Below are 16098 nucleotides of genomic sequence, written 5' to 3' on the forward strand. Positions count from 1 at the left end.
GCGCCCGGAGCGGCCGGGAAGCCGCGAGTGCGACTTCCCGGCCGGCCCGTCAGACCTCTTCGACGCTGCTCGGCTCACGCCGGGACAGGTCGATTCCGAGCTCTTCCGCGGCACGGAAGACGTCCTCGTCCGTGTCGCGCATCTCGATGGACATGCCGTCCGAGGACAGCACCTCCACGTTGAGGCACAGCGACTGCATTTCCTTGATGAGCACCTTGAAGGACTCGGGAATGCCGGGTTCGGGGATGTTCTCGCCCTTGACGATGGCCTCGTAGACCTTCACGCGGCCGAGCACGTCGTCGGACTTGATCGTCAGCAGCTCCTGGAGGGCGTAGGCGGCACCGTATGCCTCAAGGGCCCACACCTCCATCTCACCGAATCGCTGACCACCGAACTGCGCCTTACCACCCAGCGGCTGCTGCGTGATCATGGAGTACGGACCGGTGGAGCGGGCGTGGAGCTTGTCGTCCACCAGGTGGTGGAGCTTCAGGATGTACATGTAGCCGACTGAGATCGGGTCCGGGAACGGCTCGCCGGAGCGGCCGTCGAACATCCGGGCCTTGCCCGAGGGCAGCACCATCCGGTCGCCGTCGCGGTTCGGGATCGTGGCCTCGAAGAGGCCGGTGATCTCGTCCTCGCGCGCACCGTCGAACACCGGGGTGGCGACGTTGGAGCCGGGCGGCACCTTGTCGGCGCCGATGACCTCCAGGCGGCGGGCCCACTCGGCACCGATACCGGAGACGTCCCAGCCCTGCTTCGCGAGCCAGCCGAGGTGGATCTCCAGGACCTGGCCCGGGTTCATGCGGGACGGGACACCCAGCGGGTTGAGGATGATGTCGACCGGGGTGCCGTCCTCCAGGAACGGCATGTCCTCGACCGGCAGGATCTTCGAGATGACGCCCTTGTTGCCGTGACGGCCGGCGAGCTTGTCACCGTTGTTGATCTTGCGCTTCTGCGCGACGTAGACGCGGACCAGCTGGTTCACGCCCGGCGGCAGCTCGTCGCCCTCTTCGCGGTCGAAGACGCGGACGCCGATGACCTTGCCGGTCTCGCCGTGCGGCACCTTCAGCGAGGTGTCGCGCACTTCGCGCGCCTTCTCGCCGAAGATCGCGCGGAGCAGGCGCTCCTCCGGGGTCAGCTCGGTCTCGCCCTTGGGCGTGACCTTCCCGACCAGGATGTCGCCGGCGACGACGTCGGCACCGATGCGGATGATCCCGCGCTCGTCGAGGTCCGCGAGGACCTCCTCGGAGACGTTCGGGATGTCCCGGGTGATCTCCTCGGGGCCGAGCTTGGTGTCACGGGCGTCGACCTCGTGCTCCTCGATGTGGATCGAGGAGAGGACGTCGTCCTGGACCAGCCGCTGGCTGAGGATGATCGCGTCTTCGTAGTTGTGGCCCTCCCACGGCATGAATGCCACGAGGAGGTTCTTGCCGAGGGCCATCTCGCCCTCGTCGGTGGAGGGGCCGTCGGCCAGGACCTGGTTGGCGACGACGCGAGCGCCCTCGTCGACGACGACCTTCTGGTTGAAGGACGTGCCCTGGTTCGAGCGGGAGAACTTCGCGACCCGGTACGTGGTGTACGTGCCGTCGTCGTTGGCGACCGTGACGTAGTCCGCGGAGACCTCCTGGACCACACCGTCCTTCTCGGCCTTGATGACGTCACCGGCGTCGACCGCGCAGCGGTACTCCATGCCGGTGCCGACCAGCGGGGCCTCGCTCTTGATGAGCGGCACCGCCTGGCGCATCATGTTCGATCCCATGAGCGCGCGGTTGGCGTCGTCGTGCTCGAGGAACGGGATCATCGCGGTCGCGACCGACACCATCTGGCGCGGCGAGACGTCCATGTAGTCGACGTCGGCGCCGGGGATGTAGTCGATCTCCCCGCCACGGCGGCGGACCAGGACACGGGCCTCTTCGAAGTGGTTGTCGTCCGTCAGCGGCGCGTTGGCCTGCGCGATGACGAAGCGGTCCTCCTCGTCGGCCGTCAGGTAGTCGACGTCATCGGTGACGATGCCCTCGACGACCTTGCGGTACGGGGTCTCGACGAAGCCGAAGGCGTTGACCCGGCCGTAGGAGGCGAGCGAGCCGATCAGGCCGATGTTCGGGCCTTCGGGGGTCTCGATCGGACACATGCGGCCGTAGTGCGACGGGTGCACGTCACGGACTTCGAAGCCGGCGCGCTCACGGGACAGACCACCCGGGCCCAGCGCGGACAGACGGCGCTTGTGGGTCAGGCCCGACAGCGGGTTCGTCTGGTCCATGAACTGGGACAGCTGGCTGGTGCCGAAGAACTCCTTGATGGAGGCGACGACCGGCCGGATGTTGATCAGGGTCTGCGGCGTGATCGCCTCGACGTCCTGGGTGGTCATCCGCTCGCGGACGACGCGCTCCATACGAGCCAGGCCGGTACGGACCTGGTTCTGGATGAGCTCGCCGACGTTGCGCAGGCGACGGTTGCCGAAGTGGTCGATGTCGTCGGTCTCGACGACGATGTTGCGGCCGTCCTCGCCCACGGTCTCGGTCTCACCGGCGTGCAGCTTGACCAGGTACTTGATGGTCGCGAGAACGTCGGCCGTGGTCAGCACGCCGGCGTCGAGCGGCTTGTCGCTGCCGAGCTTCTTGTTCACCTTGTAGCGGCCGACCTTCGCGAGGTCGTAGCGCTTCGGGTTGAAGTAGAGGTTCTCGAGCAGCGTCTGCGCGGCCTCGCGGGTCGGCGGTTCGCCCGGACGCAGCTTGCGGTAGATGTCGAGCAGCGCGTCGTCCTGGCCCTGGGTGTGGTCCTTCTCCAGGGTGGCGCGCATGGACTCGTACTCGCCGAACTCCTCGAGGATCTGCTCGGTCGTCCAACCGAGGGCCTTGAGGAGCACGGTGACCGACTGCTTGCGCTTGCGGTCGATGCGGACACCGACCATGTCGCGCTTGTCGATCTCGAGCTCGAGCCAGGCACCGCGGGACGGGATGACCTTCGCCGAGAAGATGTCCTTGTCGGACGTCTTGTCGATCGAGGAGTCGAAGTAGACGCCGGGCGAGCGGACCAGCTGCGACACGACGACACGCTCGGTGCCGTTGATGCAGAAGGTGCCCTTGTTGGTCATGAGCGGGAAGTCGCCCATGAAGACCGTCTGCGACTTGATCTCGCCGGTCTCGTTGTTGGTGAACTCGGCGGTGACGAAGAGCGGAGCGCCGTACGTGAAGTCGCGCTCCTTGCACTCGTCGATCGAGTTCTTCGGAGGCTCAAAACGGTGGTCGCGGAAGGTGAGCGACATCGACCCGGAGAAGTCTTCGATCGGAGAGATCTCCTCGAAGATCTCTTCCAGACCCGACTTCCTGGGGACGTCCTGGCCACTTTCCAGAGCCGCCTCGACACGAGCCTTCCACGCGGCGTTGCCGAGCAGCCAGTCAAAGCTCTCGGTCTGCAGCGCGAGGAGGTTCGGTACCTCGAGGGGTTCCTTGATCTTCGCAAAAGAGATGCGCAGCGGTGAGGTGCTGGCACCGTTGTTCGTATTGGCAGTCGAGGCGTTGCGCGAGGCGGCCAAGAGGGGGTCCTTCCGAGGGCTCGGACTCACTACGCGCATACCGGTGTCCGCCCCCGAGCACACAGGGACGTCCTCAGACAGGACATCTCTTCGTTCGGTGCTCAGGCTTGGGGCTGTCCCTGGTGACGGGCCAGGCTACAGCTAACAGGCAGCGCAAAGGGTCAGTGTAGCCACTCGGCACACTGATGTCCAGGCAGAGATTCGGAGTACCGAATCATTGCCCCCTCGCCACTGTTGTCGACCCGGTCTCGGCACCGGATCTGTGCTTGACGCTAGGCATTCCCGCATCGCGCTCGATCCATGCCTCGGACCCCGGATCGAACTTACGACGCGTCCTGAGAATTGCGCGCCGCGTGCGGTTCGTCAAGGCCTCAGCCCCCCGGAGATCCGTACGGCGCCCCCCGCCCGACGGGGATGATCACCTTACCCCCGAGCGCCTACAGGGCCCCTGGAGGACCCCGGGAACGACCGAGGGCGGCCACCCTTTCGGGTGGCCGCCCTGCGGCTGTTCAGCCCCTCGTGGAGGGGCTGGGAACTACTTGACCTCGACGGACGCGCCAGCGGCCTTGAGGGACTCGGCAGCCTTCTCGGCGGCCTCCTTGGCGACCTTCTCGAGGACCGGCTTCGGAGCGCCGTCGACGAGGTCCTTGGCCTCCTTCAGACCCAGCGAGGTGAGCTCACGCACAACCTTGATGACCTGGATCTTCTTCTCGCCGGCGCCGGTGAGGACGACGTCGAACTCGTCCTGCTCCTCAGCGGCCTCGACGGCGGGGCCAACCGGGCCGCCGGCGATGGCGACCGGGGCGGCAGCCTTGACGTCGAACTTCTCTTCGAACGCCTTGACGAACTCGGAGAGCTCGATGAGGGTCAGGGTCTCGAACTGCGCGAGCAGCTCGTCCTGGGACAGCTTCGCCATGATGGCGTCCTTCCACTATTCGGCAGGTGCCGGGTGTACATGAAGGCGGGCGTGAGGCGCCCGCTGCGACCAGGGGGGCGGAGGGTTACTCCGCCACCTCGGCCTCGGCGGGAGCCGGCGTACCGGCACCGCCCTGCTCGACCTTGGCGCGAAGCGCGTCCGCAGTGCGGACGAACTCCGTGAGCGGGGCCTGGAAAGTCGCCGCGGCCTTGGCCATCGACGCCTTGATGCCACCGGCCACCTTGGCGAGCAGAACCTCGCGGGACTCGAGGTCCGCGAGCTTCTTGATCTCATCGGCGGACAGCGCCTTACCGTCAAGGACACCGCCCTTGATGATGAGGTTGGGGTTGTCCTTGGCGAAGTCACGCAGACTCTTCGCCGACTCCACCGGGTCACCGGTGACGAAGGCAACCGCCGTCGGACCTGCGAACAGGTCGTCCAGCGTGCTGATCCCGGCCTCGTTGGCCGCGATCTTGGTCAGCGTGTTCTTCACCACGGCGTACTGGGCGTTCTCACCGAGCGAACGACGCAGCGTCTTGAGCTGCGCCACGGTGAGACCGCGGTACTCGGTCAGCATTGCGGCATTGGAGCTGCGGAACTTGTCCGTCAGCTCGGCAACCGCAGCAGCCTTATCGGGCCTCGCCATGAGTCTCGGCCTCCTTCCGGGTGATTCAGGACCGCACGGAAGGGGCTGGGCAACACGAACGCCCCGGCGCAGGCGCACGGGGCGTTACTCAACCAGAATGAATTCCAGGAGTTCTTCCACAGCAACCTGAGCGGGACGTCCGCAGCTAGCGGATCCTTCGGCCGCCGCGCTCCTCAACGAGGGCACAGCAGCGACCAGCGGTCTTTGGCTTCTTCGGTAGCGTACGCGAACGTGTCGCGATCCGGCAAATCGCCTCAACGGGCCGCTCAGCGGCCTGTGGAGGCCCGGCCGACGGAACCAGGCCGGGCCCCGCTCCCAGAGGGAGCGGGGCCCGGCCCGAGTCGCGTACGCGGCTCCGTGCGATCCGAGGCGGATCAGACGGCGGCCGGGTCCTCCTCGACGAGGAGGTTGCGGGTGCGGTTCTGGTCCACCAGGATGCCCGGGCCCATCGTCGTGCTGATGGCGGCCTTCCGGATGTACCGGCCCTTGGCGGCCGACGGCTTCAGACGAAGGATCTCGTCCAGGGCCGCGCCGTAGTTCTCCACCAGCTGCGCGTCGTCGAACGACACCTTGCCGATGATGAAGTGCAGGTTCGAGTGCTTGTCGACGCGGAACTCGATCTTGCCGCCCTTGATCTCGGTCACGGCCTTGGCCACGTCCGGGGTCACGGTGCCGGTCTTCGGGTTCGGCATCAGGCCACGGGGACCGAGCACGCGGCCCAGGCGGCCGACCTTGCCCATGAGGTCCGGCGTGGCGACGACGGCGTCGAAGTCCAGGCGGCCCTTGGCCACCTCTTCGATGAGTTCGTCGGAGCCGACGATGTCGGCGCCCGCGGCTTCCGCGGCCGCTGCACGGTCACCGGTCGCGAAGACCAGGACCCGGGCGGTCTTGCCGGTGCCGTGCGGAAGGTTGACGGTGCCGCGGACCATCTGGTCGGCCTTGCGCGGGTCGACACCCAGACGCATGGCGACCTCGACGGTCGAGTCGAACTTCGTCGCTGCGGTGTCCTTGGCGAGACGGACGGCCTCGAGCGGGGCGTAGAGCTTCTCCCGGTCGATCTTCGCGTCCGCAGCGCGGAGAGTCTTGCTGCGCTTCACTGCTGCTCCTCAATGATGAGTGGAGTCGTGGTACGGACCGCGCGCGGTCCTTCCACAGACGTGCTTCGGGGTGGGCGTCAGCCCTCGACCGTGATGCCCATGGAACGGGCGGTGCCGGCGATGATCTTCGACGCGGCGTCCAGGTCGTTGGCGTTCAGGTCCGGCATCTTGAGGGTGGCGATGTCACGCACCTGGGCGGCGGTGAGCTTCGCGACCTTCTTGACGTGGGGCTCGCCGGAGCCCTTCTCCACGCCCGCGGCCTTGAGGATCAGCTTCGCGGCCGGCGGAGTCTTGGTGATGAAGGTGAAGGAGCGGTCGTCGTAGACCGTGATCTCCACCGGCACGACCATGCCACGCTGCGACTCGGTCGCGGCGTTGTAGGCCTTGCAGAACTCCATGATGTTGACGCCGTGCTGGCCCAGTGCGGGGCCGACGGGCGGCGCGGGGTTGGCCGCGCCCGCGTTGATCTGGAGCTTGATAAGCCCCGTGATCTTCTTCTTCTTGGGAGGCATTGCTCTCTCCGGGTCCTAGTGAGAGTTGTTTCGCCTGCTAACAGGCATACCGCACCACGATAACGGGTATCGAGGCGTGGCCTGGAACCAAACAGGCCAGACCAGCTGAAAAAGCCGGTCTGACCTGGTCGGACGTGTAAAAAAGTCAGTTCTTCTGGATCTGGTCGAAGCTGAGCTCGACCGGGGTCTCGCGGCCGAAGATCTCGACGAGGCCCTTGATCTTCTTGGAGTCCGGGTTGATCTCGTTGATCGTCGCCTGCAGCGTCGCGAACGGGCCGTCGGTGACGGTGACCGAGTCGCCGACCTCGAAGTCCAGCACCTGGACCTCGATCTTGCGGGCCGGACCCGTGCCGTCCGCCGCCGCGGCGGCCTCGGCGGCCGCCTCGACCTCGGGAGCGAGCATCTTGAGGATCTCGTCCAGCGTCAGCGGGTACGGGTCGTACGCGTTGCCCACGAAGCCGGTGACGCCGGGCGTGTTGCGGACGACACCCCACGACTCGTTCGTCAGGTCCATGCGGACGAGCACGTAGCCGGGAAGCTTGTTCTGCTTCACCGTCTTGCGCTCGCCGTTCTTGATCTGGGCTACTTCTTCCTGCGGCACTTCTGCCTGGTAGATGTAGTCCTCGACGTTGAGCGAGACGGCGCGCTGCTCCAGGTTGGACTTCACGCGGTTCTCGTAGCCGGCGTAGGTGTGGATGACGTACCACTCGCCCGGCAGGGTGCGGAGCTCCTCGCGGAAGGCCGCGATCGGGTCGACCGGCTCGGGCTCCTCGACGGGCTCGCCGTCCTCGGCCAGCTCCGCGTCGGCCTCGTCGAGCACGGCGTCGGCCTCGTCGTCATCGGCGACGGCGGCTTCCGACTCGTCCTCGGCGACAGCGTCATCGTCGTCGGTCTCGTCGATGGCGTGGACGGCGGCCTGCTCGGCGGCTTCGCCTGCGGCTTCATCGGCAGCTTCGGCCTGGTCGATGTCGCCGTCGGCTGCCTCGACGATGTCGAGCGCAGTGTCGTCGCCCTCGACGGACTCGTCGGCGTCGTACACGTTCGGGTCAGACACGGTGACTGCTTCTTCCTGACTTCAAGGGGTGGAACATGCGGAAAGGCGCCCGAGGGGCGTCCTCCGCAGGATCATCCGAAGACGTACGAGACGAGCTTCGCGAAGCCAAAGTCAATCACGGACACCAGCCCGATGACGACGACAACGAAGACAATTACGACGCTCGTGTACGTCGTGAGGTCTCCACGCGAAGGCCAGACGACCTTGCGGAGCTCGGCGACGATCTGCCGGTAGAAGAGGCCGAGACGGGCCAGGGGGCCCTTCTTTCCGCGCTTACCGCCGCGGCGGGCCTTCTTGTCCTGGGATGCGTCAGGCTCAGGGACCTCGATGGAGTCCGTGATTTCAGTCACTCGTCTTCACCTGACTCCGGGTCGTGGCCATACCGCGCCCGTCGCGCGGTACGGCGAGTGCAATTACCTGCCCGCATCCTGGTGAGGACGCGTGTAGCAGGGCCGGAGGGACTTGAACCCCCAACCGCTGGTTTTGGAGACCAGTGCTCTACCAATTGAGCTACGACCCTTTGAAGACGCCCCTCAACGTACCGCAGTTCGCGAGAGGGCCATCGACGGATGAGTGTACGTGTTCACAGGCCGGGCGTCGAACGGCTCCGCCACGGCCCCGCCGCAACCCCTCCGTCCACTGCGCGAACACCGGGGTGTCCACTCCGCAAACCACGGTGCCGGGGCGGTACGCCGTCTGGGACCATGCAGTCATGACCGCTGCCACTCCCCCCGTACAGTCCCCCTCCGACCGACGGGTGTCGGCCCGCATCGGGTCGATCTCCGAGTCCGCGACCCTCGCCGTGGACGCCAAGGCGAAGGCCCTCAAGGCCGCCGGGCGTCCGGTGATCGGCTTCGGTGCCGGCGAGCCGGACTTCCCGACCCCCGACTACATCGTCGAGGCCGCGGTGGAGGCGTGCCGCAACCCCAAGTTCCACCGCTACACCCCCGCGGGCGGGCTCCCCGAGCTCAAGGCCGCCATCGCCGCCAAGACACTGCGCGACTCCGGCTACGAGGTCGACGCCTCCCAGGTGCTGGTGACCAACGGCGGCAAGCAGGCCATCTACGAGGCCTTCGCCGCGATCCTCGACCCGGGCGACGAGGTCATCGTCCCGGCGCCGTACTGGACCACGTACCCGGAGTCGATCCGGCTCGCGGGCGGCGTGCCCGTCGACGTCGTCGCGGACGAGACGACCGGCTACCGCGTCACGGTCGAGCAGCTGGAGGCGGCCCGCACCCCGCGCACCAAGGTCGTCCTCTTCGTCTCGCCGTCCAACCCGACCGGCGCCGTCTACAACGAGGCCGACGCCGAGGCGATCGGCCGCTGGGCCGTCGAGCACGGCCTGTGGGTCCTCACCGACGAGATCTATGAGCACCTCGTCTACGGGGACGCGTCCTTCACCTCGCTGCCGGCGATCCTGCCCGAGCTGCGCGACAAGTGCGTCGTCGTCAACGGCGTGGCCAAGACGTACGCCATGACCGGCTGGCGCGTCGGGTGGATGATCGGCCCCAAGGACGTCATCAAGGCCGCGACGAACCTGCAGTCGCACGCCACCTCCAACGTCAGCAACGTCGCCCAGGCGGCCGCGCTGGCCGCGGTCTCCGGCGACCTGGACGCGGTCGCCGAGATGCGCACCGCCTTCGACCGGCGGCGGCAGACCATCGTGCGGATGCTCAACGAGATCGACGGTGTGGTGTGCCCCACTCCGGAGGGCGCGTTCTACGTCTACCCGTCGGTGAAGCAGCTGCTCGGCAAGGAGATCCGCGGCAAGCGCCCGGCGTCCTCGGTCGAGCTGGCGGCGCTGATCCTGGACGAGGTCGAGGTCGCCGTCGTGCCCGGTGAGGCCTTCGGCACCCCCGGCTACCTGCGGCTTTCCTACGCGCTCGGCGACGAGGACCTGGTCGAGGGCGTCTCCCGGCTGCAGAAGCTGCTGGGCGAGGCCCGCGACTGACCGCCCACCTGCGACGGGCCCCCGGCAGCCGCCGGGGGCCCGTTCCTGTTTTCGGGCAAACCCCCGTTCGGTGAAAGCGGTACCGGACACCGTCACCCGTACGGCAGGATCTTGGGATGGCACGTGATGTCCGTCTGCTCCCCAAGGCCCATCTCCATCTGCACTTCACCGGCTCCATGCGGTCCGAGACCCTGCTGGAACTCGCGGACCTGCACGGTGTGCACCTCCCCGACGCGCTCACCTCGGGTGAGCCGCCGAAACTGCGGGCCACCGACGAGCGGGGCTGGTTCCGCTTCCAGCGGCTCTACGACAGCGCACGCTCGTGCCTGCGCACCGCCGACGACATCCGCCGGCTGGTCCACGAGGCCGCCGAGGAGGACGCCAGGGACGGCTCCGGATGGCTGGAGATCCAGGTCGATCCCACGTCGTACGCGCCGCGGCTCGGCGGCCTCATCCCGACCATGGAGATCATCCTGGACGCGGTGCACACCGCCTCCCGGGACACCGGCGTCGGGATCGCCGTCATCGTCGCCGCCAACCGCATGAAGCACCCGCTCGACGCCCGCACCCTGGCCCGGCTCGCGGTGCGCTACGCCGACCAGGGCGTCGTCGGCTTCGGCCTGTCCAACGACGAGCGCCGCGGGCTCGCCCGCGACTTCGACCGGGCCTTCGCCATCGCCCGCGAGGGCGGCCTGCTCGCCGCACCGCACGGCGGTGAGCTCGCGGGCCCCAGCAGCGTCCGCGACTGCCTGGACGACCTGCACGCGGGCCGGGTGGGGCACGGCGTCCGGGCCGCGGAGGACCCGCGGCTGCTGCGGAAGCTCGCCGAGCGGCAGATCACCTGCGAGGTCTGCCCGGCCTCCAACGTGGCGCTGGGCGTCTACGAGAAGCCCGAGGACGTACCGCTGCGCACGCTCTTCGAGGCCGGCGTACCGATGGCGCTGGGCGCCGACGACCCGCTGCTCTTCGGCTCCCGGCTCGCCGCGCAGTACGAGATCGCCCGGGACTCGCACGCCTTCACCGACGAGGAGCTGGCGGAGCTGGCCCGGCAGTCGGTCCGCGGCTCGGCGGCCCCCCCGGACGTGCGCGAGCGGCTGCTGTCCGGCATCGAGGACTGGCTGGCCCTGCCGGCCTGACGGGCGGGCGCGCCGGGCCCCGGTGATCAGGGGCCGCTCGCGCGTGGGCGGGGGCCGCGCGCCCGCCGGCAGGGGCCGGGCGGCGGCGTCAGCAGGGGGCCGGGCGGCGTCAGAGCCGGGCGCCCACCATGACCGGTTCGTTGACGAGCGTGACGCCGAACGCGGCGCGCACCCCGTCGCGGACCTCGCGGGCGAGGGCCAGCAGGTCGTCCGTCTTGGCCTGGCCGCGGTTGGTCAGCGCCAGGGTGTGCTTCCCGGAGATGCGGGCCGGGCCGTCGCCGTACCCCTTGGCGAACCCGGCGCGGTCGATCAGCCAGGCCGCCGACGTCTTCCGCAGCCCGTCCCCCGCCGGATAGGCGGGCGGTTCGGTGCCGGCGCCGAGCCGTTCGTGCACCCGGCTCACGAAATCCGCGAACTCGGCTTCCGTCAGGATCGGGTTGGTGAAGAACGAGCCCGCCGACCAGGTGTCGTGGTCGGCCGCGTCCAGCACCATGCCCTTGCCGGCGCGCAGCCCGAGCACCGTCGTCCTGGCGGTGGCCACCGGCACCCGGTCGCCCGCCTCCACGCCCAGGGCGCGGGCCACCTCCGCGTACTTCACCGGCGCCGACATCCCGCCCGCGTCCTCCAGGCCGAACCGCACGCGCAGCACGACGTACCGCTCCGGATCGGCCTTGAAGCGGCTGTCGCGGTAGGCGAAGCCGCAGTCGGCGGCGGGGATGGTCACCGTCTCGTCCGCGCGGCGGTCGTACGCGACGACCTCGGTGACCGTCGCCGACACGTCCTGCCCGTACGCCCCGACGTTCTGGATCGGCGTCGCCCCGGCGGAGCCGGGAATGCCCGCCAGGCACTCGATGCCGGCCAGGCCCGCCTCGACGGTCCGGGCGACGGCGTCGCTCCACACCTCGCCGGCCGCCAGCTCCAGCGCGGTCCCGTCGAGGGCGAAGCCGGTGGTGGCGATCCGCAGCGCGGTGCCGTCGAATCCGGCGTCGCCGATGACGAGGTTGCTGCCGCCGCCGATCACCAGGAGCGGCGTGCCGGCGCGGTCCGCCTCGCGGACCGCCTCGACGACCTCAGCGTCGGTGGTGGCCGTCACGAGGCGGGCGGCGGGCCCGCCGAGCCGGAAGGTCGTCAGGGGGGCGAGGGGGGTGTCGTGGGTTACGTGCACGCCGTCCACCCTACGGGGACGCCGAAGGGGGACCGGATCTCCGGTCCCCCTGCCGGTGCCCGCACGTCGCCGGTCAGGCGACCGGCTCCAGAACCCGCCGCGGCTCGGCGTCGGCCGCAGCCGCCGCCTTGCGCCGCCGCGGGATGAGCACCGCGGCGACCGCCGCGAGGCCGACGGCGACCGCGCCGACCCACAGCGCGGGCACCAGGCCGTCCACGTAGCGGGTGGCGGACTCGTAGCCGCCCTGGGCGGAGAAGACGGAGGCGAGGATCGCGACGCCGAGGGCGCCGCCCAGCTCCCGCAGCGCGTTGTTGGCGCCGGAGGCGATGCCCTGTTCCTCCGGGCGGACGCTGGACATCACGACGTTGGCGGTGGGGCCGAAGTACATCGCCATCCCGATGCCGCTGACGATCAGCGCGGGCAGCTGCGCCGCGTAGGAGACGTCGGTCGTGACGACGAGGGCGAAGAGCGCGAGGCCCACGGCCTGCAGGGCGAGGCCGGTGGCGATGATCGGACGGCCGCCGATGCGGTCGGAGAGCATGCCCGCGATGGGCGAGACGACCATCGGCATCGCCGTCCAGGGGAGCATCCGGACGCCGGCCTCCATGGGCGAGTAGCCGGAGACGTTCTGCAGGAACTGGCTGAGCAGGAAGATCGAGCCGAACATGCCGAGGAACATCAGCAGGCTGGCCGCGTTCACCGCGCTGAAGGCGCGGTTGCGGAAGAGCCGCATCGGCAGGATGGGGTGCGCGGCCCGGGTCTCGTAGGCGACGAAGGCCGCTATGAGCGCCGCTCCGCCGATCAGGCCGGTGAGCACGACCGGGCTGGTCCAGCCGTCGGCGTTGCCGCGGATGAGGGCGTAGACGATGCCGAAGAGGCCGGCGCTGGCGAGCGCGGTGCCGGGGACGTCCAGCCGGGAGTTCGGGCCGTGGCTCTCGTTCAGGCGGAGCCGGGCGAGGGGCAGCAGGAGCAGCCCGATCGGCACGTTCAGCCAGAAGATCCACTGCCAGGAGAAGTGCTCGGTGAGGGTGCCGCCGATCAGCGGTCCGGTGGCGACGGCGAGGCCGTTGACCGCGCTCCAGATCCCGAACGCCATGCCGCGGCGCTCCGGCGCGACGGTGGCGGAGAGCAGGGTGAGGGTCAGCGGCATCATGATCGCCGCGCCGACGCCCTGGGCGGCGCGGGCGGCGATCAGCTCGCCCATGCCGGGGGCGAGCGCGGCGGCGGCGGAGGCCGCGGTGAACAGCCCGAGGCCGACGGTGAAGAGCCGGCGGCGGCCGAACCGGTCGCCGAGGGCGGCGCCGAACATCAGGAGGACCGCGAAGGTGAGGGTGTAGGCGCTCACCGTCCATTCGAGGTCCTCCAGCGCTCCCCCGAGGTCCTTGCGGATGGAGGGCAGCGCGGTGGTGACGACGAGGTTGTCCAGGCTCGCCATGAAGCCGGCGAGGCTGGTGATGACCATGGCCCAGACGGCAGTGCCGCGCCGGACGCCCTTCTCCGGCCCTGCCTCTTGCTGGTGCTCCTGCATGACCCCTCCCGGGGATTAGTAATCAGTCACTAACTTCTGCGGGTACACGAACGCACTTGCCGTTTGCTGCGTGCCGATCGGGCGCCGGTGCGGGACGGGCCCCTCGGGCCCCGCTCCCGCCGCCGGTCAGGGAGCCGGGTCCTGGACGGCCTCTCCGGCCGGCCCTTTGCCCTGCCCGGCCGGCCCTTTGCCCTGCTCGTCGAACGAGAAGCCCAGCCAGCAGCGGTCGTCCGAGGGGATCCCCAGCGAGACCAGCGTGTTGATCAGCATCCCGGTCGAGAAGAACTTGTTCATCCACTCGTCGTCGAGGCCGGTGCGCACCCGCACCGCGTCCCACATCGCGAGCCAGCGCCGGCGGGCCAGCTCGGCCACCTCGCCGTCGCCCGACGCCGCGGCGGCGACGTAGAGCTGCATCTGCATGAGCAGGACATCGCGGTCCTCCTCGATCATCTCGCCGTAGGCCTGGCCCATGGCCTCGAGCGCGTCCTCCCCCTCCAGGCCCTCCGCGGCCTGCATGAAGGTGGCGATGGTGCGGTCGAGGCAGCGGTTCGCGGCGGCCTTGAACAGGTCCACCTTGGTGGGGAAGAGCCGGAACAGGTACGGCTGCGAGACGCCGACGCGGCGGGCGATCGCGTCCGTCGACGTACCGAAGTAACCGCCCTTGGCGAACTCGGTCATCGCGGCACGGATGACGCTCTCGCGCCGGTCCTCCGCACTCATCCGCATGCTCGTCTTCGCCATGCCCTTAAGGTAGTGACCACTAACTAACTTCGTCAACCGGAAAACGCAAAGAGGGAAGGACTTCCGAGAAGTCCTCCCCTCTTCCGTTCAGGCGTCGGCTCAGGCCAGCCGGACCACGGCACGGGACAGGCCCAGCACCTTCTGGCCGGCCGCCGTGGCCACCAGGTCCACCCGGACCGTGCGCGCCTCGTCGTCGAGCTTCGCCCCGACCTTGGCCGTGACCTCGATCAGCGCGCCCTTGTCGTCGTCCGGGACGACGACGGGCTTCGTGAACCGCACGCCGTACTCGGCGACCGCACCCGGGTCGCCGACCCAGTCGGTGACCACGCGGATCGCGGAGGCCATCGTGAACATGCCGTGCGCGATGACGTCGGGGAGCCCGACCTCCTTCGCGAACCGCTCGTTCCAGTGGATCGGGTTGAAGTCACCGGACGCACCCGCGTAGCGCACGAGCGTGGCGCGACTCACAGGGAACGTCTGCGCGGGGAGCTCGGTGCCGACCTCGACCTCGTCGTAGGAGACCTTGGAAGTCATCCCGGTCACACCCCTTCCTGCGCGCGGGCCACGAGCATCGTGTACGCCGTCACCACGTGCTCACCGTTCTCGTCGTGCACCTCGCCGCGGACCGACAGGACGTCGTTCCCCGCGAGTGACTTGATCGAGTCGATGTGCGAGACGACCGTGAGCCGGTCCCCAGCGCGCACCGGGCGCGAGTGGACGAAGCGCTGGTCGCCGTGGACGACCCGGCTGTAGTCCAGGCCCAACTCCGGGTCCTGCACGACCAGACCGGCCGCCTTGAACGTGATCGAGAACGCGAACGTCGGCGGCGCGATCACATCCGGATGCCCGAGCGCCCTGGCGGCGTCGGGATCGGTGTACGCGGGATTGAGATCGCCCACCGCTTCGGCGAACTCGCGGATCTTCTCCCGGCCCACCTCATAGGGGGCGGTGGGCGGATAGCTCCGCCCGACGAAGGACTGGTCCAGTGCCATCGATACCTCCGGCTACGGGATGCTGATCAGGACGGTGGTCATCGCGATGGTCCTCATGATGCCGGTCACCGTGATGACGCCGACGCTCGGGGTGAGGCTCACGTCCGGATGCGGCGCACGTCGGCGGTGCGGCTCACGTCAGGGTGACGCCATGGGAAGACGTTCGATTTGATCACGCCGCTCGCGGATCCCGCGAGCGGACGGATCAACGCCGCGAGGCCGCCCCCAAGAATGGGGACGGCCTCGTGGTGTGTTACGGCCTGTTGTCAGCGCGTTTCGCGGTGCGCGGTGTGCGCGTTGCAGCGCGGGCAGTGCTTCTTCATCTCAAGACGGTCCGGGTCGTTACGCCGGTTCTTCTTGGTGATGTAGTTCCGCTCCTTGCACTCCACGCAGGCCAGCGTGATCTTCGGGCGGACGTCGGTGGCGGCCACGTGAGTGCTCCTTGACGAACGGATGGGTATATGAACACAACGAGAGTAGCCGATTGAAGGTCTAAACCCACAATCGACTACGACTACGCAGGGTAGCGGTGACCGGACTTGAACCGGTGACACAGCGATTATGAGCCGCTTGCTCTACCAACTGAGCTACACCGCTGCGATGAACTGACCACCACCTGACGGTGGATGATCGATCCATCAGAGCCCCAATGCGGAATCGAACCGCAGACCTTCTCCTTACCATGGAGACGCTCTACCGACTGAGCTATTGGGGCGAGCGAGGAAGACATTACACGGTCCGCAGCCGAAGGTGAAATCCATATCTCACGACACACTTCGGGCTCTTCCGTCGCTGTTCCGGAGGTCCGCCGGCCGCCCCTCAGCC

15 protein-coding genes and 3 tRNA genes are annotated in these 16098 nt (G+C 68.7%); 2 read left to right on the forward strand and 16 right to left on the reverse strand.

The annotated features are described in order from the left end of the window. Nucleotides 1-49: 49 nt before the first annotated feature. From rpoB to ABZ721_RS13065, 8 genes are all read right to left on the reverse strand, one after another. Nucleotides 50-3535: a DNA-directed RNA polymerase subunit beta gene (rpoB, locus tag ABZ721_RS13030; RefSeq protein WP_358788686.1), complete on the reverse strand. Its 3486-nt coding sequence runs from the start codon at nucleotides 3533-3535 to the stop codon at nucleotides 50-52. 535 nt (nucleotides 3536-4070) lie between these two features. Beyond that, the gene (gene rplL / locus ABZ721_RS13035; RefSeq protein WP_358788687.1) at nucleotides 4071-4451 is read right to left on the reverse strand and encodes a 50S ribosomal protein L7/L12; all 381 of its coding nucleotides are present in this window, start codon (nucleotides 4449-4451) and stop codon (nucleotides 4071-4073) included. Between the two features lie 85 nt (nucleotides 4452-4536). Further along, nucleotides 4537-5097, reverse strand: coding sequence for a 50S ribosomal protein L10 (gene rplJ / locus ABZ721_RS13040; protein WP_277439622.1), 561 nt, complete (start codon nucleotides 5095-5097; stop codon nucleotides 4537-4539). A 374-nt stretch (nucleotides 5098-5471) separates the two neighbouring features. Next, nucleotides 5472-6194: a 50S ribosomal protein L1 gene (rplA, locus tag ABZ721_RS13045; protein WP_277439621.1), complete on the reverse strand. Its 723-nt coding sequence runs from the start codon at nucleotides 6192-6194 to the stop codon at nucleotides 5472-5474. 77 nt (nucleotides 6195-6271) lie between these two features. Further along, nucleotides 6272-6706, reverse strand: coding sequence for a 50S ribosomal protein L11 (rplK, locus tag ABZ721_RS13050; RefSeq protein WP_250977262.1), 435 nt, complete (start codon nucleotides 6704-6706; stop codon nucleotides 6272-6274). A 145-nt stretch (nucleotides 6707-6851) separates the two neighbouring features. Further along, nucleotides 6852-7760 carry a transcription termination/antitermination protein NusG gene (gene nusG / locus ABZ721_RS13055; RefSeq protein ID WP_358788688.1) on the reverse strand — a complete coding sequence of 303 codons (909 nt, stop codon included), beginning with the start codon at nucleotides 7758-7760 and terminating at the stop codon, nucleotides 6852-6854. 71 nt (nucleotides 7761-7831) lie between these two features. Continuing rightward, nucleotides 7832-8110 carry a preprotein translocase subunit SecE gene (gene secE / locus ABZ721_RS13060; RefSeq protein ID WP_277439618.1) on the reverse strand — a complete coding sequence of 93 codons (279 nt, stop codon included), beginning with the start codon at nucleotides 8108-8110 and terminating at the stop codon, nucleotides 7832-7834. A gap of 97 nt (nucleotides 8111-8207) precedes the next feature. Further along, nucleotides 8208-8280: transfer RNA gene (locus tag ABZ721_RS13065), tRNA-Trp, on the reverse strand. Nucleotides 8281-8472: 192 nt separating this feature from the next. Here ABZ721_RS13065 and ABZ721_RS13070 point away from each other — a divergent pair. Together ABZ721_RS13070 and ABZ721_RS13075 are read left to right on the forward strand one after the other, a co-directional pair. Continuing rightward, the gene (locus tag ABZ721_RS13070) at nucleotides 8473-9711 is read left to right on the forward strand and encodes a pyridoxal phosphate-dependent aminotransferase (RefSeq protein WP_358788689.1); all 1239 of its coding nucleotides are present in this window, start codon (nucleotides 8473-8475) and stop codon (nucleotides 9709-9711) included. A gap of 116 nt (nucleotides 9712-9827) precedes the next feature. Next, the gene (locus ABZ721_RS13075) at nucleotides 9828-10847 is read left to right on the forward strand and encodes an adenosine deaminase (protein ID WP_358788690.1); all 1020 of its coding nucleotides are present in this window, start codon (nucleotides 9828-9830) and stop codon (nucleotides 10845-10847) included. Between the two features lie 109 nt (nucleotides 10848-10956). On the opposite strand, the gene ABZ721_RS13080 is transcribed toward ABZ721_RS13075, so the two are convergent. The 8 genes from ABZ721_RS13080 to ABZ721_RS13115 form a co-directional block, all read right to left on the reverse strand. Next, nucleotides 10957-12012, reverse strand: coding sequence for a UDP-N-acetylmuramate dehydrogenase (locus tag ABZ721_RS13080; RefSeq protein ID WP_358788691.1), 1056 nt, complete (start codon nucleotides 12010-12012; stop codon nucleotides 10957-10959). A gap of 73 nt (nucleotides 12013-12085) precedes the next feature. Next, nucleotides 12086-13540, reverse strand: a complete 1455-nt coding sequence (locus tag ABZ721_RS13085) for an MFS transporter (RefSeq protein WP_358788692.1) — start codon at nucleotides 13538-13540, stop codon at nucleotides 12086-12088. Nucleotides 13541-13666: 126 nt separating this feature from the next. Further along, nucleotides 13667-14281: a TetR/AcrR family transcriptional regulator gene (locus ABZ721_RS13090; RefSeq protein WP_358788693.1), complete on the reverse strand. Its 615-nt coding sequence runs from the start codon at nucleotides 14279-14281 to the stop codon at nucleotides 13667-13669. 99 nt (nucleotides 14282-14380) lie between these two features. Next, nucleotides 14381-14815, reverse strand: coding sequence for a MaoC family dehydratase (locus ABZ721_RS13095; RefSeq protein ID WP_358788795.1), 435 nt, complete (start codon nucleotides 14813-14815; stop codon nucleotides 14381-14383). A 5-nt stretch (nucleotides 14816-14820) separates the two neighbouring features. Continuing rightward, entirely contained in the window at nucleotides 14821-15273 is a 453-nt protein-coding gene (locus ABZ721_RS13100) for a MaoC family dehydratase N-terminal domain-containing protein (protein ID WP_138352873.1), read from the reverse strand. Between the two features lie 266 nt (nucleotides 15274-15539). Next, nucleotides 15540-15704, reverse strand: coding sequence for a 50S ribosomal protein L33 (rpmG, locus tag ABZ721_RS13105; protein ID WP_004571794.1), 165 nt, complete (start codon nucleotides 15702-15704; stop codon nucleotides 15540-15542). A gap of 93 nt (nucleotides 15705-15797) precedes the next feature. Further along, a tRNA-Met gene (locus tag ABZ721_RS13110) sits at nucleotides 15798-15870 on the reverse strand. A 45-nt stretch (nucleotides 15871-15915) separates the two neighbouring features. Continuing rightward, nucleotides 15916-15988, reverse strand: a tRNA-Thr gene (locus ABZ721_RS13115). Between the last annotated feature and the right edge of the window lie 110 nt (nucleotides 15989-16098).

The organism is Streptomyces sp. NPDC006733 (assembly GCF_040636125.1).
Classification (GTDB): domain Bacteria; phylum Actinomycetota; class Actinomycetes; order Streptomycetales; family Streptomycetaceae; genus Actinacidiphila.

Excerpts from the sequence above, each read along its gene's own strand:
- ABZ721_RS13095 (WP_358788795.1), bottom strand. The coding sequence starts at position 14,815 with ATGACTTCCAAGGTCTCCTACGACGAGGTCGAGGTCGGCACCGAGCTC.
- ABZ721_RS13070 (WP_358788689.1), top strand. The coding sequence starts at position 8,473 with ATGACCGCTGCCACTCCCCCCGTACAGTCCCCCTCCGACCGACGGGTG.
- rplK (WP_250977262.1), bottom strand. The coding sequence starts at position 6,706 with ATGCCTCCCAAGAAGAAGAAGATCACGGGGCTTATCAAGCTCCAGATC.
- ABZ721_RS13090 (WP_358788693.1), bottom strand. The coding sequence starts at position 14,281 with ATGGCGAAGACGAGCATGCGGATGAGTGCGGAGGACCGGCGCGAGAGC.
- ABZ721_RS13085 (WP_358788692.1), bottom strand. The coding sequence starts at position 13,540 with ATGCAGGAGCACCAGCAAGAGGCAGGGCCGGAGAAGGGCGTCCGGCGC.
- rplL (WP_358788687.1), bottom strand. The coding sequence starts at position 4,451 with ATGGCGAAGCTGTCCCAGGACGAGCTGCTCGCGCAGTTCGAGACCCTG.
- rplJ (WP_277439622.1), bottom strand. The coding sequence starts at position 5,097 with ATGGCGAGGCCCGATAAGGCTGCTGCGGTTGCCGAGCTGACGGACAAG.
- ABZ721_RS13100 (WP_138352873.1), bottom strand. The coding sequence starts at position 15,273 with ATGGCACTGGACCAGTCCTTCGTCGGGCGGAGCTATCCGCCCACCGCC.
- ABZ721_RS13075 (WP_358788690.1), top strand. The coding sequence starts at position 9,828 with ATGGCACGTGATGTCCGTCTGCTCCCCAAGGCCCATCTCCATCTGCAC.